This is a genomic window from Oribacterium sp. NK2B42, assembly GCF_000424445.1.
In the GTDB taxonomy this organism is placed as follows: Bacteria; Bacillota; Clostridia; order Lachnospirales; family Lachnospiraceae; genus Oribacterium.
In genome coordinates, this window is the sequence record NZ_AUJX01000007.1 from 61,180 (window position 1) to 79,295 (window position 18,116).

At 44.6% G+C, this 18,116-nt stretch carries 14 protein-coding genes and 1 pseudogene; 12 read left to right on the forward strand and 3 right to left on the reverse strand.

Annotated features, from left to right (window positions below):
• The first annotated feature begins 13 nt into the window (after window positions 1-13).
• Window positions 14-1,699: an ATP-binding cassette domain-containing protein gene (locus G625_RS20995; RefSeq protein ID WP_049895686.1), complete on the forward strand. Its 1,686-nt coding sequence runs from the start codon at window positions 14-16 to the stop codon at window positions 1,697-1,699.
• Window positions 1,700-1,759: 60 nt separating this feature from the next.
• The gene (locus G625_RS0104010; RefSeq protein WP_029200075.1) at window positions 1,760-2,686 is read left to right on the forward strand and encodes an ABC transporter permease; all 927 of its coding nucleotides are present in this window, start codon (window positions 1,760-1,762) and stop codon (window positions 2,684-2,686) included.
• 155 nt (window positions 2,687-2,841) lie between these two features.
• On the opposite strand, the gene G625_RS0104015 is transcribed toward G625_RS0104010, so the two are convergent.
• Window positions 2,842-3,873: a LacI family DNA-binding transcriptional regulator gene (locus G625_RS0104015; RefSeq protein WP_084152748.1), complete on the reverse strand. Its 1,032-nt coding sequence runs from the start codon at window positions 3,871-3,873 to the stop codon at window positions 2,842-2,844.
• A gap of 401 nt (window positions 3,874-4,274) precedes the next feature.
• Here G625_RS0104015 and G625_RS0104025 point away from each other — a divergent pair, with 401 nt between their 5' ends.
• Complete coding sequence (locus G625_RS0104025; protein ID WP_334290748.1) at window positions 4,275-4,937, forward strand: Maf family protein; 663 nt, start codon at window positions 4,275-4,277, stop codon at window positions 4,935-4,937.
• Between the two features lie 117 nt (window positions 4,938-5,054).
• The gene (locus G625_RS0104030) at window positions 5,055-6,443 is read left to right on the forward strand and encodes an MATE family efflux transporter (RefSeq protein WP_029200078.1); all 1,389 of its coding nucleotides are present in this window, start codon (window positions 5,055-5,057) and stop codon (window positions 6,441-6,443) included.
• Here G625_RS0104030 and G625_RS21000 read toward each other — a convergent pair.
• Window positions 6,424-8,010, reverse strand: coding sequence for a sensor histidine kinase (locus G625_RS21000; protein ID WP_198014853.1), 1,587 nt, complete (start codon window positions 8,008-8,010; stop codon window positions 6,424-6,426). The genes G625_RS0104030 and G625_RS21000 overlap by 20 nt on opposite strands.
• 6 nt (window positions 8,011-8,016) lie before the next feature.
• The gene (locus G625_RS0104040) at window positions 8,017-8,688 is read right to left on the reverse strand and encodes a response regulator transcription factor (protein WP_029200079.1); all 672 of its coding nucleotides are present in this window, start codon (window positions 8,686-8,688) and stop codon (window positions 8,017-8,019) included.
• Window positions 8,689-8,887: 199 nt separating this feature from the next.
• On the opposite strand from G625_RS0104040, the gene G625_RS18290 reads away from it, so the two are divergent.
• From G625_RS18290 to nusA, 8 genes and pseudogenes are all read left to right on the forward strand, one after another.
• Window positions 8,888-9,745: an S-layer homology domain-containing protein gene (locus G625_RS18290; protein ID WP_156885024.1), complete on the forward strand. Its 858-nt coding sequence runs from the start codon at window positions 8,888-8,890 to the stop codon at window positions 9,743-9,745.
• A pseudogene (locus G625_RS18295) lies at window positions 9,729-10,586 on the forward strand (ABC transporter permease); the annotation flags it as partial. The gene G625_RS18290 and the pseudogene G625_RS18295, both read left to right, overlap by 17 nt.
• A 425-nt stretch (window positions 10,587-11,011) precedes the next feature.
• Window positions 11,012-12,658: an Ig-like domain-containing protein gene (locus G625_RS21005; protein WP_049895692.1), complete on the forward strand. Its 1,647-nt coding sequence runs from the start codon at window positions 11,012-11,014 to the stop codon at window positions 12,656-12,658.
• 183 nt (window positions 12,659-12,841) lie between these two features.
• On the forward strand, window positions 12,842-13,519 hold the full coding sequence (locus G625_RS18305) for an NAD(P)H-hydrate epimerase (protein WP_044931513.1): 678 nt from the start codon (window positions 12,842-12,844) through the stop codon (window positions 13,517-13,519).
• 141 nt (window positions 13,520-13,660) lie between these two features.
• Window positions 13,661-14,923, forward strand: coding sequence for a bacterial transcriptional activator domain-containing protein (locus G625_RS0104070; protein WP_029200080.1), 1,263 nt, complete (start codon window positions 13,661-13,663; stop codon window positions 14,921-14,923).
• A 143-nt stretch (window positions 14,924-15,066) separates the two neighbouring features.
• Window positions 15,067-16,446, forward strand: coding sequence for a sodium-dependent transporter (locus G625_RS0104075; RefSeq protein WP_029200081.1), 1,380 nt, complete (start codon window positions 15,067-15,069; stop codon window positions 16,444-16,446).
• 137 nt (window positions 16,447-16,583) lie between these two features.
• A complete protein-coding gene (gene rimP, locus G625_RS18310; protein ID WP_044916483.1) occupies window positions 16,584-16,958 on the forward strand; it encodes a ribosome maturation factor RimP in 375 nt (124 codons plus the stop codon).
• Window positions 16,958-18,115 carry a transcription termination factor NusA gene (gene nusA / locus G625_RS0104085; RefSeq protein ID WP_029200082.1) on the forward strand — a complete coding sequence of 386 codons (1,158 nt, stop codon included), beginning with the start codon at window positions 16,958-16,960 and terminating at the stop codon, window positions 18,113-18,115. Before rimP ends, nusA begins: the two co-directional genes overlap by 1 nt.
• Window position 18,116: the final 1 nt, after the last annotated feature.

Consider the following 18,116-nt stretch of genomic DNA (forward strand, 5'->3'; position numbering starts at 1 on the left):
AATGGAGGTATATATGTCCGGACTTTTGGAAGATCTCGTCGACCCCGCGAAAATCGTCGTGATAAAAATTGGAAGTGTTCCCAAGCAGTTCAGAGTAGAAAAAGAGCTTGCCATCGGAAAGCAGAGTTTGTTCCATTTTAAAAATGATGACAAAATCTCTTTGGAATATCCCCTTCTTGATAAAAAGCAGGGGAAGCTGAGCCATACCTTCGGAAACTGGCATTATGCCAATCTCACAGACAGCAATGTCACAACCATCAATGACGTAGAAGTGGAATTTGGTTCATATACCATCCTGAAAAACGGTGATGTTATCCGAATCAAGAATGACGAGGATATGCTCATCTTTGTTTTCCTGAAGAAATTTGCGGGAAATCTGGAGTGGAAGCGAGTGCCTCTTAATCCTGAGCAAAAGGTATATCATATCTACAGTCATGTCAGTGATTATCTGAAAAACCGAAAGGGAGAACCGGCTGCTTCTACAGATGAAACAAGGACAGAATCTGAGCATCATGCGGTGGTACGCTATACCGACGGAAGCTGGTACGTTGAAGACATTGACACCACAAGAGGTGTCCTTGTGAACCAGAACAAGATTGAAGGTTCAAGGAAGCTGGAGCTTTATGATGTTATAAACATTGGCGATACCCATTTTGTTTTTGTGGGGGACTATCTTGCTTATAATCATGAAACCTTCAAAAACCATGACCTTGAGATCCATATCCAGGAGCGTTCAGTGCGGAACATGTTTAAAAAGCAGATTCTCCTGAAAGACATTAACCTGAAGATAGAACCGGGAAATATGGTTCTGATCCTGGGAGGTTCCGGCGCAGGTAAGACCACCTTTATCAATGCTGTCACAGGCTATGAGAAAGCGAAGGCAGACATCACCCAGGGTGACCTTAATGTTTATAATGACTATTCAAAAATGAAATACAAGATCGGCATGGTTCCACAGCAGGATCTTCTTCGTGGAGACGATACCGTTATCATGACTCTTACCAATGCTGCGGAAATGCGCATGCCAAGTGATACAAGCTTTGAAGCCAGGAGATCCCGTGTCCAGGATACTCTTGATCTCTTTGGTCTTGATGCGGTTAAAAATGAACTGGTTGATAAGCTTTCAGGCGGTCAGAGAAAGCGTCTTTCCATAGCTGTTGAATTCGTAGCAGATCCAAGCCTTTTCATTCTTGATGAACCGGATTCCGGTCTTGACGGAGTTATGGCCAGGGATCTTATGAAACAGCTCAGAAATATCGCAGATCAGTATAAGATAGTCATGGTCATAACACACACACCGGATCGAGTTATCGACCTTTTTGACAAGGTTATCGTTCTGGCAAAGAACAGCAGTCATACCGGCCAGCTGGCATTCTATGGAAGCATTAGCGAAGCCAGGGAATTCTTTAATAAAGAAACCATGGAAGACATAGTCCTTGCCATTAACAGCGAGGGAGAGGGCGGTGAAGGTCAGGCTGATGTTTTCATAGAAAAATTCGCAAAGCTTCAGGCTGAAAAAGCGGCAGCTGCTGCTGAAAATGCAGAACCGGAGCCGGATGATGCGGAGGTAAAAACCGAAACCGGAGAGAAGGTTGCGTCTGAGAATATTACCGCCGACGACAAGCCAAAAGCCGGTCCGATCCCTTCCGGAGACAACTCCACTCCCCCGAACCCGGAGGTGGAAGTATCACTCACATGAAGGGCACCTCGGATATATCATCCGAGAAAATATTTTGTAAAAGAAATGAGGAAGCAGCAAATGGATGATGCTATTCACACCGGAAGGTTAGGACAGATTAATATTTATCTCGGAAAGCTCTTCCGCATCTTTGTTAATGAACGTGACTGGAAAGGACTTCCTCTGTCTGCAGCCATCGCTCTGATGGTAGCTTTTGTAATGGGAAAGAGCCTCTTCACTAATATGGAAAGACTTAAGGCAGGATCCTTTGCCATTGTCTGCGTCTGCATATGGAACGGTTTCTTTAATTCCATTCAGATGGTATGCCGGGAGAGAGCGATCGTAAAAAGAGAGCACAGGGCGGGGCTTCATATAACTGCCTATATAGGCGCCCACATGATATATCAGGCCATAATGTGCCTTTTGCAGGTCATCATCTCCATCGTGGTATATAAACTATACGGTATCAAATTCCCGGAGGAAAGTATCGTCACCGGATCCTTTACTTTGGATTTTGCCATCACTCTGTGGATCATCACCTTCTCCGCAGATATGATCGCACTGATGATATCCTGTATTGTAAGGACAACCACCGCCGCCATGACGGTGATGCCTTTCCTTCTCATAATACAGCTGGTATTTGCGGGAGTTATCTTTTCCTTCAGCTCAGGACCTGCAGTCATAGTTGAAAAAATGACCATAAGCCACTGGGGCACAGTTGCCATATGTGCTGTTGCGGATTACAATTCACTTACTTCACATGCATTGTTCTCAGCCATATACCAGTTCAGGTCAGTGCCTGAGGTTCAGTCACTGGTGGACTACATCCAGAGGACCGAAATCCGTTACAAGATGGACCTTCTTTCAGCCCAGTCCATGCAGAACCCCCTTTATGCAGGAACCATCGACAATATCCTCCATTGCTGGGGTGTCATTGCGCTGATCGGCATTGTATGTATAACAATCGGAATCATTTCACTGGAAATGATAGACAGAGATAAACGATAAAACCAAACCCGATAAAAGGGAGCCCACCGGGGACGGTTCTCGCCGGCGAGAACCGTCCCCGGTGGGCTTACACTTCAAAATCAGCTTAAATGATGGCATGAAAAGAGGGCTATCGCTTAGATGATAATCATCTAAAGCGACAGCCCCTTTTTGATTTACATGGTGGATTCCAGCCAGTTCACAGAACACTTCAGTGTCTGATGAGGCTTTTCTGAGTTTTTTTCCTCAATCTGATCTATGAGAATTTCGGCTGCCTTCTGGCCTTCCTCATAAGCCGGCTGGACTATGGTTGTAAGCTTAGGGTCAGAGTATATGGCCCATTCAACATTATCAAAACCTATGATCCCGAGCTCTTTTGGGATCTTTTCTTTTAAGGGCTGGAGTGCATGATAAACCTCAGGAAGTGCCCAGCAGTTAGGAACATACACAAGGGCAGGGTGGTTGGCTTTCATATGGGACTTCACAAAATCCAGAACCTTTTCACCATCTATTTCCCCATCCTTAATCTCAAGACTCTCGTAACTGTACCCATTCTCAAGTATGCAGTCTGTAAATCCGGAGGATCTTTCTATACGGGTACTTAGTCTGGAAGGATCCGCCCCGATCATAAGGAAAGTTTTATAGCCCTTTTCCATAAGCTTTTCAATGGTTCGGTAAGTAGCAGTATAATTGTCCGTCTTAACCCAGTAGGCATCATCCTCATAAACCTTACTGTCATAATATACGAAGGGTTTTCCTTCCCTCTTCAGTATCTTTGAGGTTTCATGAAATCCCGGTGTAGGCTGAATGATAAAGCCGTCTGCCCCGAGAGTCAGCATCCTGTTTACATAACTTGCTTCCATCTCGGCATCATAGGAAGAATTGCCGATCAGGGTCTGAAAGCCGTGCTTTCTTGCGGTATCCTCGATTCCCTTAACAATCCTGTTGGAAAAGCTATTGGTAATGTCTCCGATGATCACTCCCATAAGATTGGTCTTTTTCTGATTCAGAGTACGGGCGGCGATATTCGGACGATAATTCGTCTTCTCGATCATCTCCCGGATCCTTGCCCCGGTTTCCGGTGACATCTTATCGGTTTTTCCGTTCAGAAAAAAAGAAACCGTAGTTTTGGATACTCCGGCCATTTCCGCTATATCTTTTATAGTTATCTTTCCGTCTCTTCCCATTCCATTACTCCGATCTGACATCCATGTCAACCTGGCTATATCTCAACCGCGTATCAGTGGGGACGGTTCTCGCCGGCGAGAACCGTCCCCCTTGGCACCCTTTGGCATAAAACCGGTAAACTCGTTGAATTTACTTGATATTTTAATTCTAATTATACGAACAATCATTGTCAACATAACAGAATCCCCTAAAAGAATATTCCTTTTTACCACAGTAACAGTTCAGTCAGTGGACCGGGGGGCGGGGTTGGTGTTCCATTTTAAGAAAATAGAACACCAACCCCGTCCCCCCGGTCCACCGACTGAACTGTTACTTGTCATATGATTTTTGATATGGCATTACCGGAAGGATTAATGTATAATGAAGTCATTTCATAAATGTAAAGGCTTACATTTATCATGAAAGGATAAATTTTATGAGTATCGATCGTTTTATTTTGGCCTCCGGATCCCCCCGCCGAAAAGAGCTTCTGGGGCAGATAGGTATAAATCCGGAGATCATTCCCAGTGATATAGATGAAAAGGTCACCACCTCTGTTCCCGGGGAGCTTGTGATCAGCCTCTCAAAAAGCAAGGCTATGGATATAGCTTCAAAGCTGAAGATGTCGGAGAGAACCGAGGATATTTCTCTTACTACCGGTACACCTGAGTGTTCCGAAAACATGTCCCCTGCAGCATCTCCTCAGGATAAGATAACCCTTATTCTCGGCGCGGACACTGTAGTCTCTGTGGACGGTCATATCCTTGGAAAGCCGCGTTCCCATGAAGAGGCAGCAGAGATGATCCGATCCATCCGGGGACGGAGCCATCAGGTTTACACCGGCGTCACCATCATAGCAGGAAACAGCACAGGCCAGACTTCCATTGACTCCTTCGCAGTAAAAACCGATGTTAATGTTTACCCCATGACAGAAGAAGAAATCATAACCTATGCCGGGTCCGATGAACCTATGGATAAAGCCGGGGCCTACGGCATTCAGGGGACTTTCGCCAGATACATTAAAGGCATAGAGGGCGACTACAACAACGTTGTGGGTCTCCCGGTTGCAGAAGTGTATCAGAGAATCAAGAAATATATGATATAACAATTCAGTTTTTCCACCGAAGCGTCCTGTCCTGAATTGGTGTTCCCGTCCGGATTCACCATTTACCGCCGACAGCCCTGCCTCTTAGGAATCTGTTTTTTATAAAGGAGCACTTACTTGTATCACTATCTTTTTCGTTTAGACAGACTTTATGACAAAAGCAAAATAGCCTGGGATGACCTTGAGTTTTCAGATATTGATCTACGTAAACTCCTTATCCCCCTGATGATAGAGAATCTCCTGACCTCCTTTATGGGCATGGCAGATTCCATGATGGTGACTCGTATCGGCAGCGCCGCCATCTCCGCAGTTTCCCTCACCGACGCCATCAACACCCTGGTACTTCAGATGTTCTCGGCCATAGCCACCGGCGGCACCATCATTTGTTCCCAGTATATCGGGGCAAGGGATACAAAAAAGGCTAATGAAGCCGCCCGGCAGATAGTTCTTTCCGTAATGTTCATCGCCTTTCTGGTAATGCTTATTGCAGAGATCTTTAATGCCGGCATCCTGAAGCTCGTTTTCGGCTCAGTGGATGATGCAGTCATGAATGCCTCCAGAATCTACTTCCGATTTACTGCTGCATCCTTCCCCTTCATAGGGCTTTATCAGGTCTTCGCGGCATTTTACAGAGCCGGCGGAAACAGTAAATATCCCATGAATATATCCGTGCTTTCCAATATCCTTAACATAATAGGAAATTTCACATTTATATTCATCTTTAAATGGGGAGTGATGGGAGCAGCATTATCAACACTTTTATCGAGAATTTTTTCCGCTGTAGTGCTGACTGTTTCCCTTAGATTTCCAAGACAGCCCATCGTGATACGACATTATCTCGTAAAGCCGGATCCCGGGATGATAAAGCGGATCCTTTACATCGGAATCCCTTCAGGCATTGAAAACGGAATGTTTCAGTTCGGAAAGCTGGCGATCCAGTCCTCGGTTTCAACCCTGGGTACTACCGCCATCGCAGCTCAGGCCATGACCATTATCTTTGAGAGCATCAATGGAATTGCCGCCATCGCTGTCGGTATGGGGCTAATGACTGTCGTCGGTCAGACTCTGGGAGCAGGCCGTAGGGAAGAGGCCAAATACTACATCGTTAAGCATATGAGGATAGGCGATTACATCATTATCCTTTCCTGCCTTCTCACCTTCGTTTTTTGTAAGCCGGTAATGTCTCTGGCGGGCATGGAGCCGGAGAGTGCACGTATCTGTTTTAACATGATGATTTATATCACCATAGTAAAGTGTCTCATCTGGGTGCCAAGCTTCATCACTCCCTACGGACTGAGAGCTGCAGGAGATGTAAAATACTCTATGATAGTCTCATCTCTTTCCATGTGGCTTACACGAGTTGCCCTGTCAACCATCCTTATCAGGTTTTTCGGATTTGGGCCCATTGCCGTCTGGTACGGCATGTCTCTGGACTGGCTTGTAAGAGGACTTTTTTTCCTCCACCGGTTCATGGGCAAAAAATGGCTCAGCCATAGCTTTCTGTAATACGGCCGGTCAGCGTCGGAAGTTCGATTTTAAATGTGTTGATGCCGTCTTTTGATTCTGCCCAGATCCTGCCTTTATGCTCTGTCACTATATTCTGGGCTATAGAGAGGCCGAGGCCGTAGGAGTGGTTCATGGCACGGGCTTCGTCGATGCGGTAAAAACGTTTGAAGATGTTTTTGAGATCCTCCTCGGATATCTGTTCTCCGGGATCCGCAACACTTATGAGGCACTTGTGTGAACCGGATTTTTCAAGGGATACAGTGACTGTGCCCTTTGGATCTGAATACTTTTGGGCGTTATCCAAAAGTATTTCTATAGCCTGCTTGATATGCTGTCTTGAGCCTTTGATGCTTATTCCTTCCTGAACATTTTCTGTAAGCATTAACCCCTTCTCAAAGAAGAGGACTTCAAAGGTCAGGATTTCATCGGAAATCATCTTTGAAAGATCGATTATCTCGTGAGCCTGCTTTTGGATGGCACCGTTATCAACTCTGGCAAGCTGCAGGAGACTGTCCACAAGCCCCCGCATCTGATGGGACATGGTGTAGATATTTTCGGCGAACTGCTTCTTCTGTGCCTCATCCAGATTCCGGGATTTAAGCATTTCCGCATCCGTCAGTATGACAGTGAGGGGAGTTTTAAGCTCATGGGAAGCATCGGAAACAAACTGTCTTTGCTGTACCCAGGCATCCTCCACAGGCTTAACTGCCCATCTGGCGAAGAAGATTGCTATAACAAGGAATACCAGGAAGCTTAGAAGTGCTATAAGCATACAGTTTCTTATGAGGTTTCGCATGGTTGCAACTTCGGAAGATATGTCAGCAAAAACGATAATCCGGTTTCTCTTTCCGTCCCAGTTTTCTTTCCCTATCGCTCCGGGATCATAATCTTCCTTATTGGTTATTTCAGGATTGGGAACTTCATTCCCCGTAATATTCTGACCGGAGCCTTCGGGTGGCTGCCCGGGACCCTCCATGCCGGAATCCTTCTGAGGCTGACCCACGGACATTGAGTTATCATCACCCTGAGGTATGTTATCTCTGTTTCCATTTACTTCCGGGGGTGTCGGTTCTGAACTTCCCGCCTCCAATGCTTTACCATCTTTATCTACCTGAGGACTCTCGCCCGGAGCCGGCTGAGCTCCCGGATCCATCATTTTTATATTTGATACCATTGAACGAAAGTATCTTAGGTTATAGTCACTTAAATCTCCGATCCTCTCTGAACGTGCCAGCACATCATTTACCAGTGTCTGTAGGCTGTCTTCATCCGTAAGATCGTAAAAATCTCCGTCTGTGGCAATGATTTCCCCGTTACTGTCCACCTCAACCCTGAAAAACGGAAGCTGCACACTGGTTTCCTTATTCCGTTCCCGTCTTTCCGGACGGCGGTTCTGATTCATACCGAGAGGCGCTCCTGACAATTGACTGAGCATTTTCACACTGTCCGAATAAATACGTCTGTGAGTGAGACTCAGTACCAGTCCGAAAATGACCAAAAGCATGACGGTCACGATAGTCATGGTAATGACCACAAAACGGAATCTCAGTTTCTTTATCATTTTCATAAGCATTTACCCCTCGAGCTCGAGATGGTAACCGAGACGTCTTGCTGCAACGATGCTGACATTGGAACCTATGGACTTAAGCTTCTTACGAAGAAAACCTACATAAACCTCCACATGGTTTTCAACGGCATCGGAATCATAACCCCAGGCTTTACTAAGGATTGTTTCCTTAGAAAGATTTTTTTCCTTTGACTGCATCAGCATCCTCATGACATCAAACTCCTTGGCGCTGAGTCGAAGCTCGTTGCCCTCGCACATAAGAGCTCCGGTTTCCAGATCAAGAGAAGTATTGCCGAAGCAAAGCTCGTCTACTTCATTACCCTGACGGCGCAGAAGAGCAGAGACGCAGGCAAGAAGCTCCCTGCTGTCAAAGGGCTTTGTGAGATAGTAATCAGCTCCGGAGTTAAGCCCCTCCACACGATCCATAAGCTCAGACTTTGCGGTAAGCATCAATATAGGAGTGCTGAGATGTATCTGGCGAAGCTTTTTTGCCACCTGATAGCCGTTCATCTTCGGCATCATAACGTCCAGTATTATAAGGTCGTAAACTCCGGTCTCTGCGTAATCCACCCCGGATTCTCCGTCATAAACCGCATCCGCGTCATAGCCCTTTTCTTCCAGAAGAGTCTTTACGGAATCAGCCAGTAGTTTCTCGTCTTCTACAATCAAAATCTTCATTATCTTATCCTTTATCCTTCAACATTTTTAAATATGCTAATGCTAAGCACCTGAAAACACTCACTTCTTTATTATATCCCAGTACTGTGAAAATCATAACTTTTAAGTCTTAAAAGAAACTGAAAATCCTGAAGAGAACTTCGATGTTACTCTGAACGAGCAGCCGGTTTCCAGGGCACTCTTCGCAAAAATGCTGGTCATGGCATCAACCTACCATACAACAGTTGCTGCGGAGTCCAATGTTTCAGTATTTTCAGACGTGCTTGCAACCTCAGAGTACGCTTCCTATATAAGAATAGCAGCAGAGCAGGGCTGGCTCAGTGCCTACCTTGGCGGTCTCTTCAAGCCTGATCAGGGCATCAAGATGGCAGAGGCCGAGAAGGCCTGCCTTACTCTCCTTGGGTACACCAACGAGGATTTCAGCGGCAGCATGGTGTCAAACAGAAATGCCAAAGCAACAGCCATAGGTCTCGTGGAAAACATTTCGAAGGGTGTGAACGAATACCTGACCTACGAGGATTGCGTCAACATTTTCTATAATCTTATGAAGACCAATACCGCTGCCAATGAAACTGCCACCAGATCCAACATTACCATCTACGGCAAGTTATTTGGCTACACCCTTTCAGATAACGATGAGATCAATCTTCTGGATACCCTTGAGTCCAATCTTAAAGGTCCTTACCTTCTTAAGGTGGACAAGAGCCTTACCTCCATCATCCCCTTCAGCAGAAGTGATGCAAGCTGTACTCTCAACGGCGAGTCTTCCTCTGCGGATGAGATCGAGGACGAAGCATCCAGCGGCGATCCTGTTGTGGTTTACTATAATTCTTCAACAAAGTCGGTTTATGCTTACTCATCAACCGGAAACGATATGGGTACCATCACAGGTGAGATAACCAATATTTACTACAGCTCAAGCAACCTCATGACACCTACCTCTGTAGAGATCGACGGAACAGAATATGATGTGGGCAATGACGATGTGGCTTATGCATTCTCGGTATACGGAACACGTGAGAAGGGCAGCAAGGTAACCGTTGACAGGTGTTTCTGAGGACTATCTGGATATCATGGCTTATGACCTTGAGAAAGGCCGTTTCATACAGTACGCAGACATTGCCGCAAGACAGAAGGTTGCGGTCATCGGACTTTATGTGGCGAAGACCTATTACGAGAGCGCCGAAAAGGCTCTCGGACAACGCATAAGCATTAACGGAACAAAGTATGAGATAGTGGGCGTTGTTGAACGGCAGACCTCTGAAAGCGACGAGATGAGCGAGGGCGGAAGTGATGATTTCGTTTACATCCCCTACACTGCAGCCGTAAAGCTGTCCCGAAACGGAACCATCAACAGCTACACCTTCACTCTTCATGATGAGTACGTTGAGGAATCCTCAACAGTCACCACTCTCATCGAAGATTTCCTTTACACCATATTTAAAAATGATGACCTGTATAAGGTCACAGCCATGAGCGAGCTCCTGGATTCCATGAATGAGATGATCGCATCCATGTCTCTGATGCTGGGCGGTATTGCAGGAATTTCACTTCTTGTTGCCGGTGTGGGTGTCATGAACATCATGCTGGTATCCGTAACGGAGAGAACCAGGGAGATCGGTATCAGAAAGGCTCTCGGTGCAAAACGTTCCACCATACTTACGCAGTTTGTCATCGAGGCAGCTGTCACCAGTTCCATGGGCGGACTCATCGGCATTGTAGTCGGCTTCATCGGTACTACTCTGGCCGGTAAGATGATGAACATTGACGCACAACCCTCCTTGGGCTGGGTCATCGCCTCCTTCAGTATTTCCATCGCCATCGGTCTCATTTTCGGTTACATGCCCGCAAGAAGCGCGGCAACCCTGAACCCGATTGACGCACTGAGGTCGGATTAAAAACAAATATGTATATTTACAGCACATAAGTCATCAAAAGACTTTTGTGCTTTTTTATTGTCGGTTTTTCCGTATTTTTAACAGGCTTCTTTAATTTTTTAAGTACGCACTAAAAAATAAGCACAAATCGCATTAATAAAATTGTAATATTTTGACGAAAAACGTTAAGACGCTTGATTATACTTTGTTAAAAGCGCATAATCAAAGAAGTTTTTTGGTAGCAATCTGGCGGATAAGGTTAGGACTTTGATTATTACATTACGTAAAGATTGAGGGCCTAAGCATATTCGTCGGAAAGGATTGAGATTTGAAGGCAGCTTTTGTGACATGTTTTATGATCCGTTTTTATGAGGGTTAGGAGTGATGGGATATAAAAACCAGAAGCTTAAATCAAATCTCCAAACACTTCTTTATGGAGGAAAATTATGAAATTAACAAAACAATTGATGTGTCTTGCCATGGCAGGAGTCATGACCTTGTCACAGGTTCCGGTTGTTTCTTACTCTGCAGGATCAACCAAAACTGTGTTGGGAACTACAGGAACAGATACAAGTACTCCATCTAATACTGCATCAGAATCTGAAACCAACAAGAATCAGGAATCCGGTCAAGACAAATCAACTGACGAGGGAAACAAATCAACCGATACCAGCTCATCAGACGAGAGTACTGAAAAGGCTGAGTGGAAGAGGTCTTCACCGAAAAAGAATGACAGCATGCTCAGTTTTAATAGGGATTCTGTAACTCTTTATACCTTAGATGAGCGTGTTGATATCTCTGGATACCTTGAATACTCCGAGGACATAGAACTCACAAGTATTTCTTATGAATCAAGTGATACGGGTGTAGTTAAGGTTGACGAAGACGGATTATTGCATGCAGTTGCTGATGGAAAAGCAAAAGTTACTGTTACAGCAGATGAAGAGTATGATGAGACTGCAACACCTTCAACTATAAAGGTTTATACCGCTTCTCTTGAGGTAAATGTCGAATTAAGAAACGGCATTTGGACTAGTGACAAAGGAATAATGTACTATTATGTAAATGGTGTCGCAGGCGACGGAACATATGGTCGCGGAATTGAAATTATAGATGGTAAAAAATATTGTGTGCGTAAGCATGATGGACGAATTCTTACAGATGCGCTTATATTTAACGAGCAAGAAGATGGATCCTACGATTTCTATTACTTCGGCAAAGATGGTGTAATGGTTACAAGCGCTTTTGTAGAACTAGCAGCATGGCAGTTCTGTGATGAAGTTTATGATGAAGAAGCAGATGATTGGGTAGAAGTACTCGTATCTCTTGATGATGATGAAAAGAGCGAATATGAAAATAACGAGGATGCGACTGTTAAACGTTACTTCGGCGAAGATGGTCGTATGGTAAAAGATGCAACTGTAGAAGTTGACGGTGTGATGTATAAGCTTAATAAAAATGGCCGAATAGTTTCACAGTGGACAGTAACCTCTGATTCTTCAAGTTCAGGAAGATCAGGTGGTGGCGGCAGCAGTAGCAGTAGTACCAGTGACAGTAGTAGCACCAGTGGTAGCATTAACAACTCCTCAACCAGTGACAGTGGAGCAACTGTAAGTAAGTCTGAAACTACAGCTGAAGACGGTTCAAAGATCACTTTTGCAACAATAAGCCTTGGCGGAGTAGAGATGGCAGTTTCAAGTCAGGTATGGACTCTTGCCGATGGTTCAACACAGAAAATTGTTTACGTATCAGGAAATCCTGCCGGTCTTACTTTCGCAAATGTCGGAACAGTTTCTGCTGACGGATTAACTCTTGTAGGATTGGACGGTCAGGTATACCAGATTACCTATAATCCAATGTTTATTGTCACAGCGGCAGATGGAACAACACTCGGATACTTCTTTGATCCTGTAACAAATCAGCCTATGACCTTCCTGACAGACACTGTTATCATGCAGCTTGGTATCGATGGACAGATGCACGCACACTTTGTACATGCAAATGGTTACTTCTACACAGGCACAATGCTCATCAACGGAATGACAGTCACATTTAACGAAGAGGGTGTGATGGTTTCTGCAACAACAGCTTAACCCTGGTAGGAAAAGCCCAAAATAAAAAATATGTATTTTAACCCTCGAAAAACCTCCCGGTCCGCCGGGAGGTTTTATTATTGTTTTCCGAATATCCTGAAGCCTGCTTTATCTTGAGAATCGTATACACTTCATCATATAATATGAAGGATTGTAAATTCTTTTTAGGAGAACCTGATTCACATGAATGATTTGATAACAGGAACAGTAGCAAAAAAAGCCGACATGATCGCCATGAGAGAAATGGGTTTCGAGTCCCTTGCTCTCATGGAAACCGCTAGTTCAAAAATAGCAATCTATATTAACAGACATTTTACATACGAAAGGGAAGCCCGCATACTTGTCCTCGCAGGTGTCGGCAATAACGGAGCCGATGCAGTGGCTGCTGCCCGCATGCTTAAAGAAACAGGCTACGACCCGGTGGTATGGGTTGTGGGAAAACCAGAAAAGGCAAGCTGGGAATTTCTTTATCAGATGTTTCACTTTCAGAAGCTTGTCGGAAGAGTAAATCTTTACCGTGCCGGTGACGAACTTCCGGACTGTGACATTTGCATCGACGGAATCTTCGGCATAGGACTTCACCGCCCTGTAGAAGGTGTTTACAGGAGCTTCATTGAGGAGGCCAATGCTCACACCCGCGGCTTTACCCTTGCCATCGACGCGCCCTCCGGCATCAATACCGACACCGGCGAGCTTCTGGGATGCGGCATAAAAGCAGATGTGACCATCACCTTTGGAAAGAACAAGACCGGACTTATGACCGGAGCCGGAAAAAAGTACAGCGGAATGATCTTTGTTGAGGATATAGGCATCCCGGAGGAGGCTTATACAAAGGCAGAAGCGGAGCTTAACAGGGCTTAAGCACATATAATTGCATTAAAAAAGCAGCACGCTATACAAAAATAATTACAAAAAGGCTTAAATTCTTTATTTTTCTGTTTACTTTTCATTTGGATAAGTCTAATATAAAACTTATAAAATGTCTTAAAGTAAGGGGAAATTATGAGTGAAAACAAAATAGACATACAGATGCTCGGTGGTTTTTCCATTTCTGTTAACGGACAGTACATGGGACTCGGGCAGAATAACAAAGCAAATTTCTTAAAGCTTATCCAGATCATTCTTTTAAATTATAAGAAGGGCATCTCCAAGAGAGAGCTGATCGACGGAGTTTTCGGCTACAAGGATCTTCTTGACGAAAACAACAGCTTAAACAACCTGCTTCATCAGGCAAGAACGCAGCTTAAAAAGAGCGGCGTTCCCGGAAAGCGGTATATCGAAGGAAAGAAAGGTATTTACTACATTGAGAAGCCCGAAGGCTACGAGGTGACCCTTGATGTAAAGACCTACACAGACGATTGCCGCAAGGCTGCCGAAGCCGAAGATGAGGAGACAAAAGCAAAGCTTTACGAGCAGGCTTTAGAGCTTTATAAAGGTGAACTTCTTCCCGAATTTTCCACAGATAACTGGGTTATCGTTGAATCTGTCAAGCTGAAGCATCTCTTCGACGAGCTTGTATTATTCCTCGGTGATTATTACAGAAAAAAAGAAGATTACACCAGTCTCTACAAGCTTTACAGCAAAGCCAGCCAGATTTATCCTGACGGCGGATGGCAGATCAATGTCATCGATGCATTGATTCTTCGCAAAGAATATAAAGAAGCTTATGAGCTTTACAATAAAACAGCCAGGTATTATCTTGACGATCTGGAAGTACCTCTTCCTGATGATCTTATTAAGTGCTACGAGCGTATCTATGATGACATCAAGGTTGTTTCCGATGATATCGAAGAAATCCAGGCAGGTATCCTTGAGCGTGATGCAGCTCTTAAAAACAGTAAGGGCGACAGTCGCAGCCTTGGTTCATACTACTGCGCATTCTCAAGCTTCATCGACGTTTACAATGTTCTCCGTCGTAACCTGGTACGAAGAGGCAACTCCATCTTTATGATGCTTTGTACTCTGGTTGACTACGAAGGAAAACCTATACAGAATCAGGAGAAGCTTTCAGCAAGAGCCGAAGCCTTGAAAAACGCCCTCTATGCAGAACTCAGACAGGGTGATGTTTATACCAAATACAGCTCAAGCCAGTACCTCCTTCTTCTGATAGGTACCAAAAAAGAAGATTGCGGCATAATCTATCACAGAATTTCCAAGAAGCTTAAGGAACTTGCCGGTTCACGTGCCGAGCTCAAGTACCGCATTGTTTCTCTTGCCGAGATTCCATCGGTTTTGGAGAATGCAAAGAACGCAGACCTTTTATAAGGTCCCGGTATGAAGGATAAACTTCTTATCATTAACCGTGTAAGCCGCCGGTCATTTTTGACCGACACCTTTTTATCCGGCGACTCTGTATAAATAATTCAGGGCTTGCAGTATGCTGCAAGCCCTTTTTTTGAGGAGGTTTTATGAACGATAAACGTGAAAGCTTTAAATCAAGACTGGGCTTTCTTCTGGTAAGTGCCGGCTGCGCCATAGGAATAGGAAACGTATGGAAATTCCCATATCTGGCGGGTCAGAACGGAGGAGGAATATTTGTCATATTCTACCTTATCTTCCTTGTAATTATGGGTGTTCCGGTTCTCACCATGGAGCTTGCGGTAGGACGCGCCTCCCATAAAAGTGCAGTACTGGCATATAAAAATCTGGAACCTCATGGCAGCAAATGGCATATTCACGGATGGTTTGCCATTGCCGGTGCTTATATCCTTATGATGTATTACACAACTGTTTCCGGCTGGATGGTTTCATACTTTATGAAATTTGCCGTCGGTAAATTCAACAATATATCCATAAATGAAGTGGATTCTGTTTTTGTCGGCCTTCTTTCAGACCCGGAAGAAATGATGATCTGTATGATACTGACAGTTCTGTTAGGTTTCCTTGTATGCTCCTACGGAATCCAGAAAGGTCTGGAAAAAGTAACAACAGCCATGATGACTGCTCTTCTTGCCTTAATCGTTATCCTCGCTATTCACAGCATTGCTCTGCCGGGAGCTGCAAAGGGAATCAATTTTTATCTTGTTCCAAACCTTGAGAGAGTAGCAGCGGCAGGAAACGGAAGTATCCTGAAAGGTCTTGGTTCGGTTGTTTCCGCTGCCATGAACCAGGCATTCTTCACCCTGAGTCTCGGCGTTGCATGTATGGAGATTTTTGGTTCCTACATGTCTGACCGCTTTACGCTTGTCAGCGAATCCGTAAGGATCTGCGCTCTGGACACTTTTGTTGCCATAGTCTCCGGTCTCATCATTTTTCCTGCCTGCTTCAGTTTCAATGTCGATCCCGATGCAGGTCCGAGTCTTATTTTCATGACTCTCCCCAAGGTATTTATGAGCATGACCGGCGGACAACTCTGGGGTTCACTTTTCTTCCTGTTCATGTCCTTTGCAAGCTTCAGTACCGTAATAACCGTATTTGAAAACCTTCTGTCCACCTCCATTGATAATTTCAAATGGACAAGAAAGAAAGCGGTTCTTATAAACTGCATTTTCATACTTATCACAAGCATACCTTGTGTACTCGGTTACAATATCTGGTCCAATGTTCATCTGATAGGAGCAAGGGACATTCTGGATTCAGAGGATTTCATCGTATCAAATCTTCTGCTTCCCGGCGGTTCCCTTATATACCTTCTTTTCTGCGTAAGCAAGTGGGGCTGGGGCTTTGATAATTATATGAACGAATGCAACAAGGGAGAGGGCATGAAACTCCATCCGGGTGTAAAGCGATACTTCCAGTTTGTACTTCCGGTACTTATTCTTATCATCCTCATCCGTGGCCTTATGTAAGAAACAGATTTTCACAATTTTTGAAAAACTATTGATTTTACGTTATTCCTATGTTATCTTTGTACAGTATTTATTGACTAGTTGAAAGGAGCAGGCGTTGAGCCCGCTCCTTTTACTTAAGTTTAGAGGATTTTTATATGCAGGCAAACGGTGATTACACAGTAAGGGTAAAAAAATATCTCGATGAGATGTGCCCTAAAGAAGGGTATCAGGTAGACAGCGTTACTTTTACACTTGAAAACGGAGAATGGTACCTTAGATCTTTCATTTACCGCACAGACGGAGTCGACATGACTGTAGATGATTGTGCCAGAGTTTCAAGAAAACTTTCAAAGTGGCTCGACAAAGAGGACTTCATTCCTGAGCAGTATATGATGGAAGTATGTTCACTCGGTTTCAAAGACCAGCCTGGAAACGACGATATCATACCGGATACTGCGGCTGATGATAACGCAGAGGAAACCTCAGATGATGGATCAAATGACAATATTACCGGGAGGGGTAAAAACTAATGAATAAAGAACTTAGCGAAGCACTCGATCTACTTGAGAAGGAAAAAGGAATTTCAAAGCAGTCTCTTATAGAAGCAATCGAGCTTTCACTTCAGACAGCTTGCAAGAACCACTTCGGTTCTTCTGACAACATCCGTGTCAGTGTAGATCCCGACACTTGTGATTATTCCGTAATTGCCGACAAAACCGTAGTAGAAGAAGTACTTGATAAAAACACCGAGATTACCCTTGCTGATGCAAGAATGATAGATCCCGGATATACACTTGGTTCCATAGTCCCGGTAAAAGTTGATTCAAAGACCTTCGGACGTATCGCGACACAGAATGCAAAGGGCGTTATAGTACAGCGCATCCGCGAAGAAGAGCGTAAGGTTCTTTACAATGAGTACTACTCCATGGAGAAGGAAGTTGTTACAGGAACAGTTGACAGAGATACCGGAAGATCCATTATCATCAATTTAGGAAAGGTTGACGGATATCTTTCAGAAAATGAGCAGATCAAGGGCGAAAAGCTTGAGACCAATGACAGAGTCAAGGTATACGTAGTTGAAGTCAAGGATTCTCCTCGCGGACCGCGCGTTATGGTATCCAGAACCCATCCCGAACTTGTTAAGCGTCTTTTCGAAGAAGAGGTTTCCGAAGTAAGAGACGGTATTGTAGAGATCAAGGCTATCTCCCGCGAGGCCGGTTCCAGAACCAAGATGGCTGTTTTATCAAACGATCCTGATGTTGATCCGGTTGGAGCATGTGTAGGTCTCAACGGTTCAAGAGTTAATACAGTAGTTGAAGAACTTCGCGGAGAGAAGATCGATATCATTAACTATGACGAGAACCCTGCATACCTTATAGAAAATGCTCTTTCACCTGCAAAGGTTATCGCCGTTATCGCGGATCAGGATAATAAAGAAGCCATGGTCATCGTACCTGACGCTATGCTCAGTCTTGCCATCGGTAAGGAAGGACAGAATGCCCGCCTTGCCGCCAAGCTCACAAACTACAAGATCGATATCAAATCAGAGTCCCAGGCTCAGGAGCAGGGTATCTTTGATGAGATGGGTATCGATTATCAGGGCGAAGACTATGAAGATGATGGTGCAGCCGAAGATGATTACGAGTCAGATTCAGAAATGATTTCTGATGAGAGCGAGGAAGTATGAC

Excerpts from the sequence above, each read along its gene's own strand:
- nusA (WP_029200082.1), top strand. The coding sequence starts at position 16,958 with ATGAATAAAGAACTTAGCGAAGCACTCGATCTACTTGAGAAGGAAAAA.
- G625_RS0104010 (WP_029200075.1), top strand. The coding sequence starts at position 1,760 with ATGGATGATGCTATTCACACCGGAAGGTTAGGACAGATTAATATTTAT.
- G625_RS18290 (WP_156885024.1), top strand. The coding sequence starts at position 8,888 with ATGGCATCAACCTACCATACAACAGTTGCTGCGGAGTCCAATGTTTCA.
- G625_RS0104070 (WP_029200080.1), top strand. The coding sequence starts at position 13,661 with ATGAGTGAAAACAAAATAGACATACAGATGCTCGGTGGTTTTTCCATT.
- G625_RS0104040 (WP_029200079.1), bottom strand. The coding sequence starts at position 8,688 with ATGAAGATTTTGATTGTAGAAGACGAGAAACTACTGGCTGATTCCGTA.
- rimP (WP_044916483.1), top strand. The coding sequence starts at position 16,584 with ATGCAGGCAAACGGTGATTACACAGTAAGGGTAAAAAAATATCTCGAT.
- G625_RS0104015 (WP_084152748.1), bottom strand. The coding sequence starts at position 3,873 with ATGTCAGATCGGAGTAATGGAATGGGAAGAGACGGAAAGATAACTATA.
- G625_RS21005 (WP_049895692.1), top strand. The coding sequence starts at position 11,012 with ATGAAATTAACAAAACAATTGATGTGTCTTGCCATGGCAGGAGTCATG.
- G625_RS0104075 (WP_029200081.1), top strand. The coding sequence starts at position 15,067 with ATGAACGATAAACGTGAAAGCTTTAAATCAAGACTGGGCTTTCTTCTG.
- G625_RS18305 (WP_044931513.1), top strand. The coding sequence starts at position 12,842 with ATGAATGATTTGATAACAGGAACAGTAGCAAAAAAAGCCGACATGATC.
- G625_RS21000 (WP_198014853.1), bottom strand. The coding sequence starts at position 8,010 with ATGAAAATGATAAAGAAACTGAGATTCCGTTTTGTGGTCATTACCATG.
- G625_RS20995 (WP_049895686.1), top strand. The coding sequence starts at position 14 with ATGTCCGGACTTTTGGAAGATCTCGTCGACCCCGCGAAAATCGTCGTG.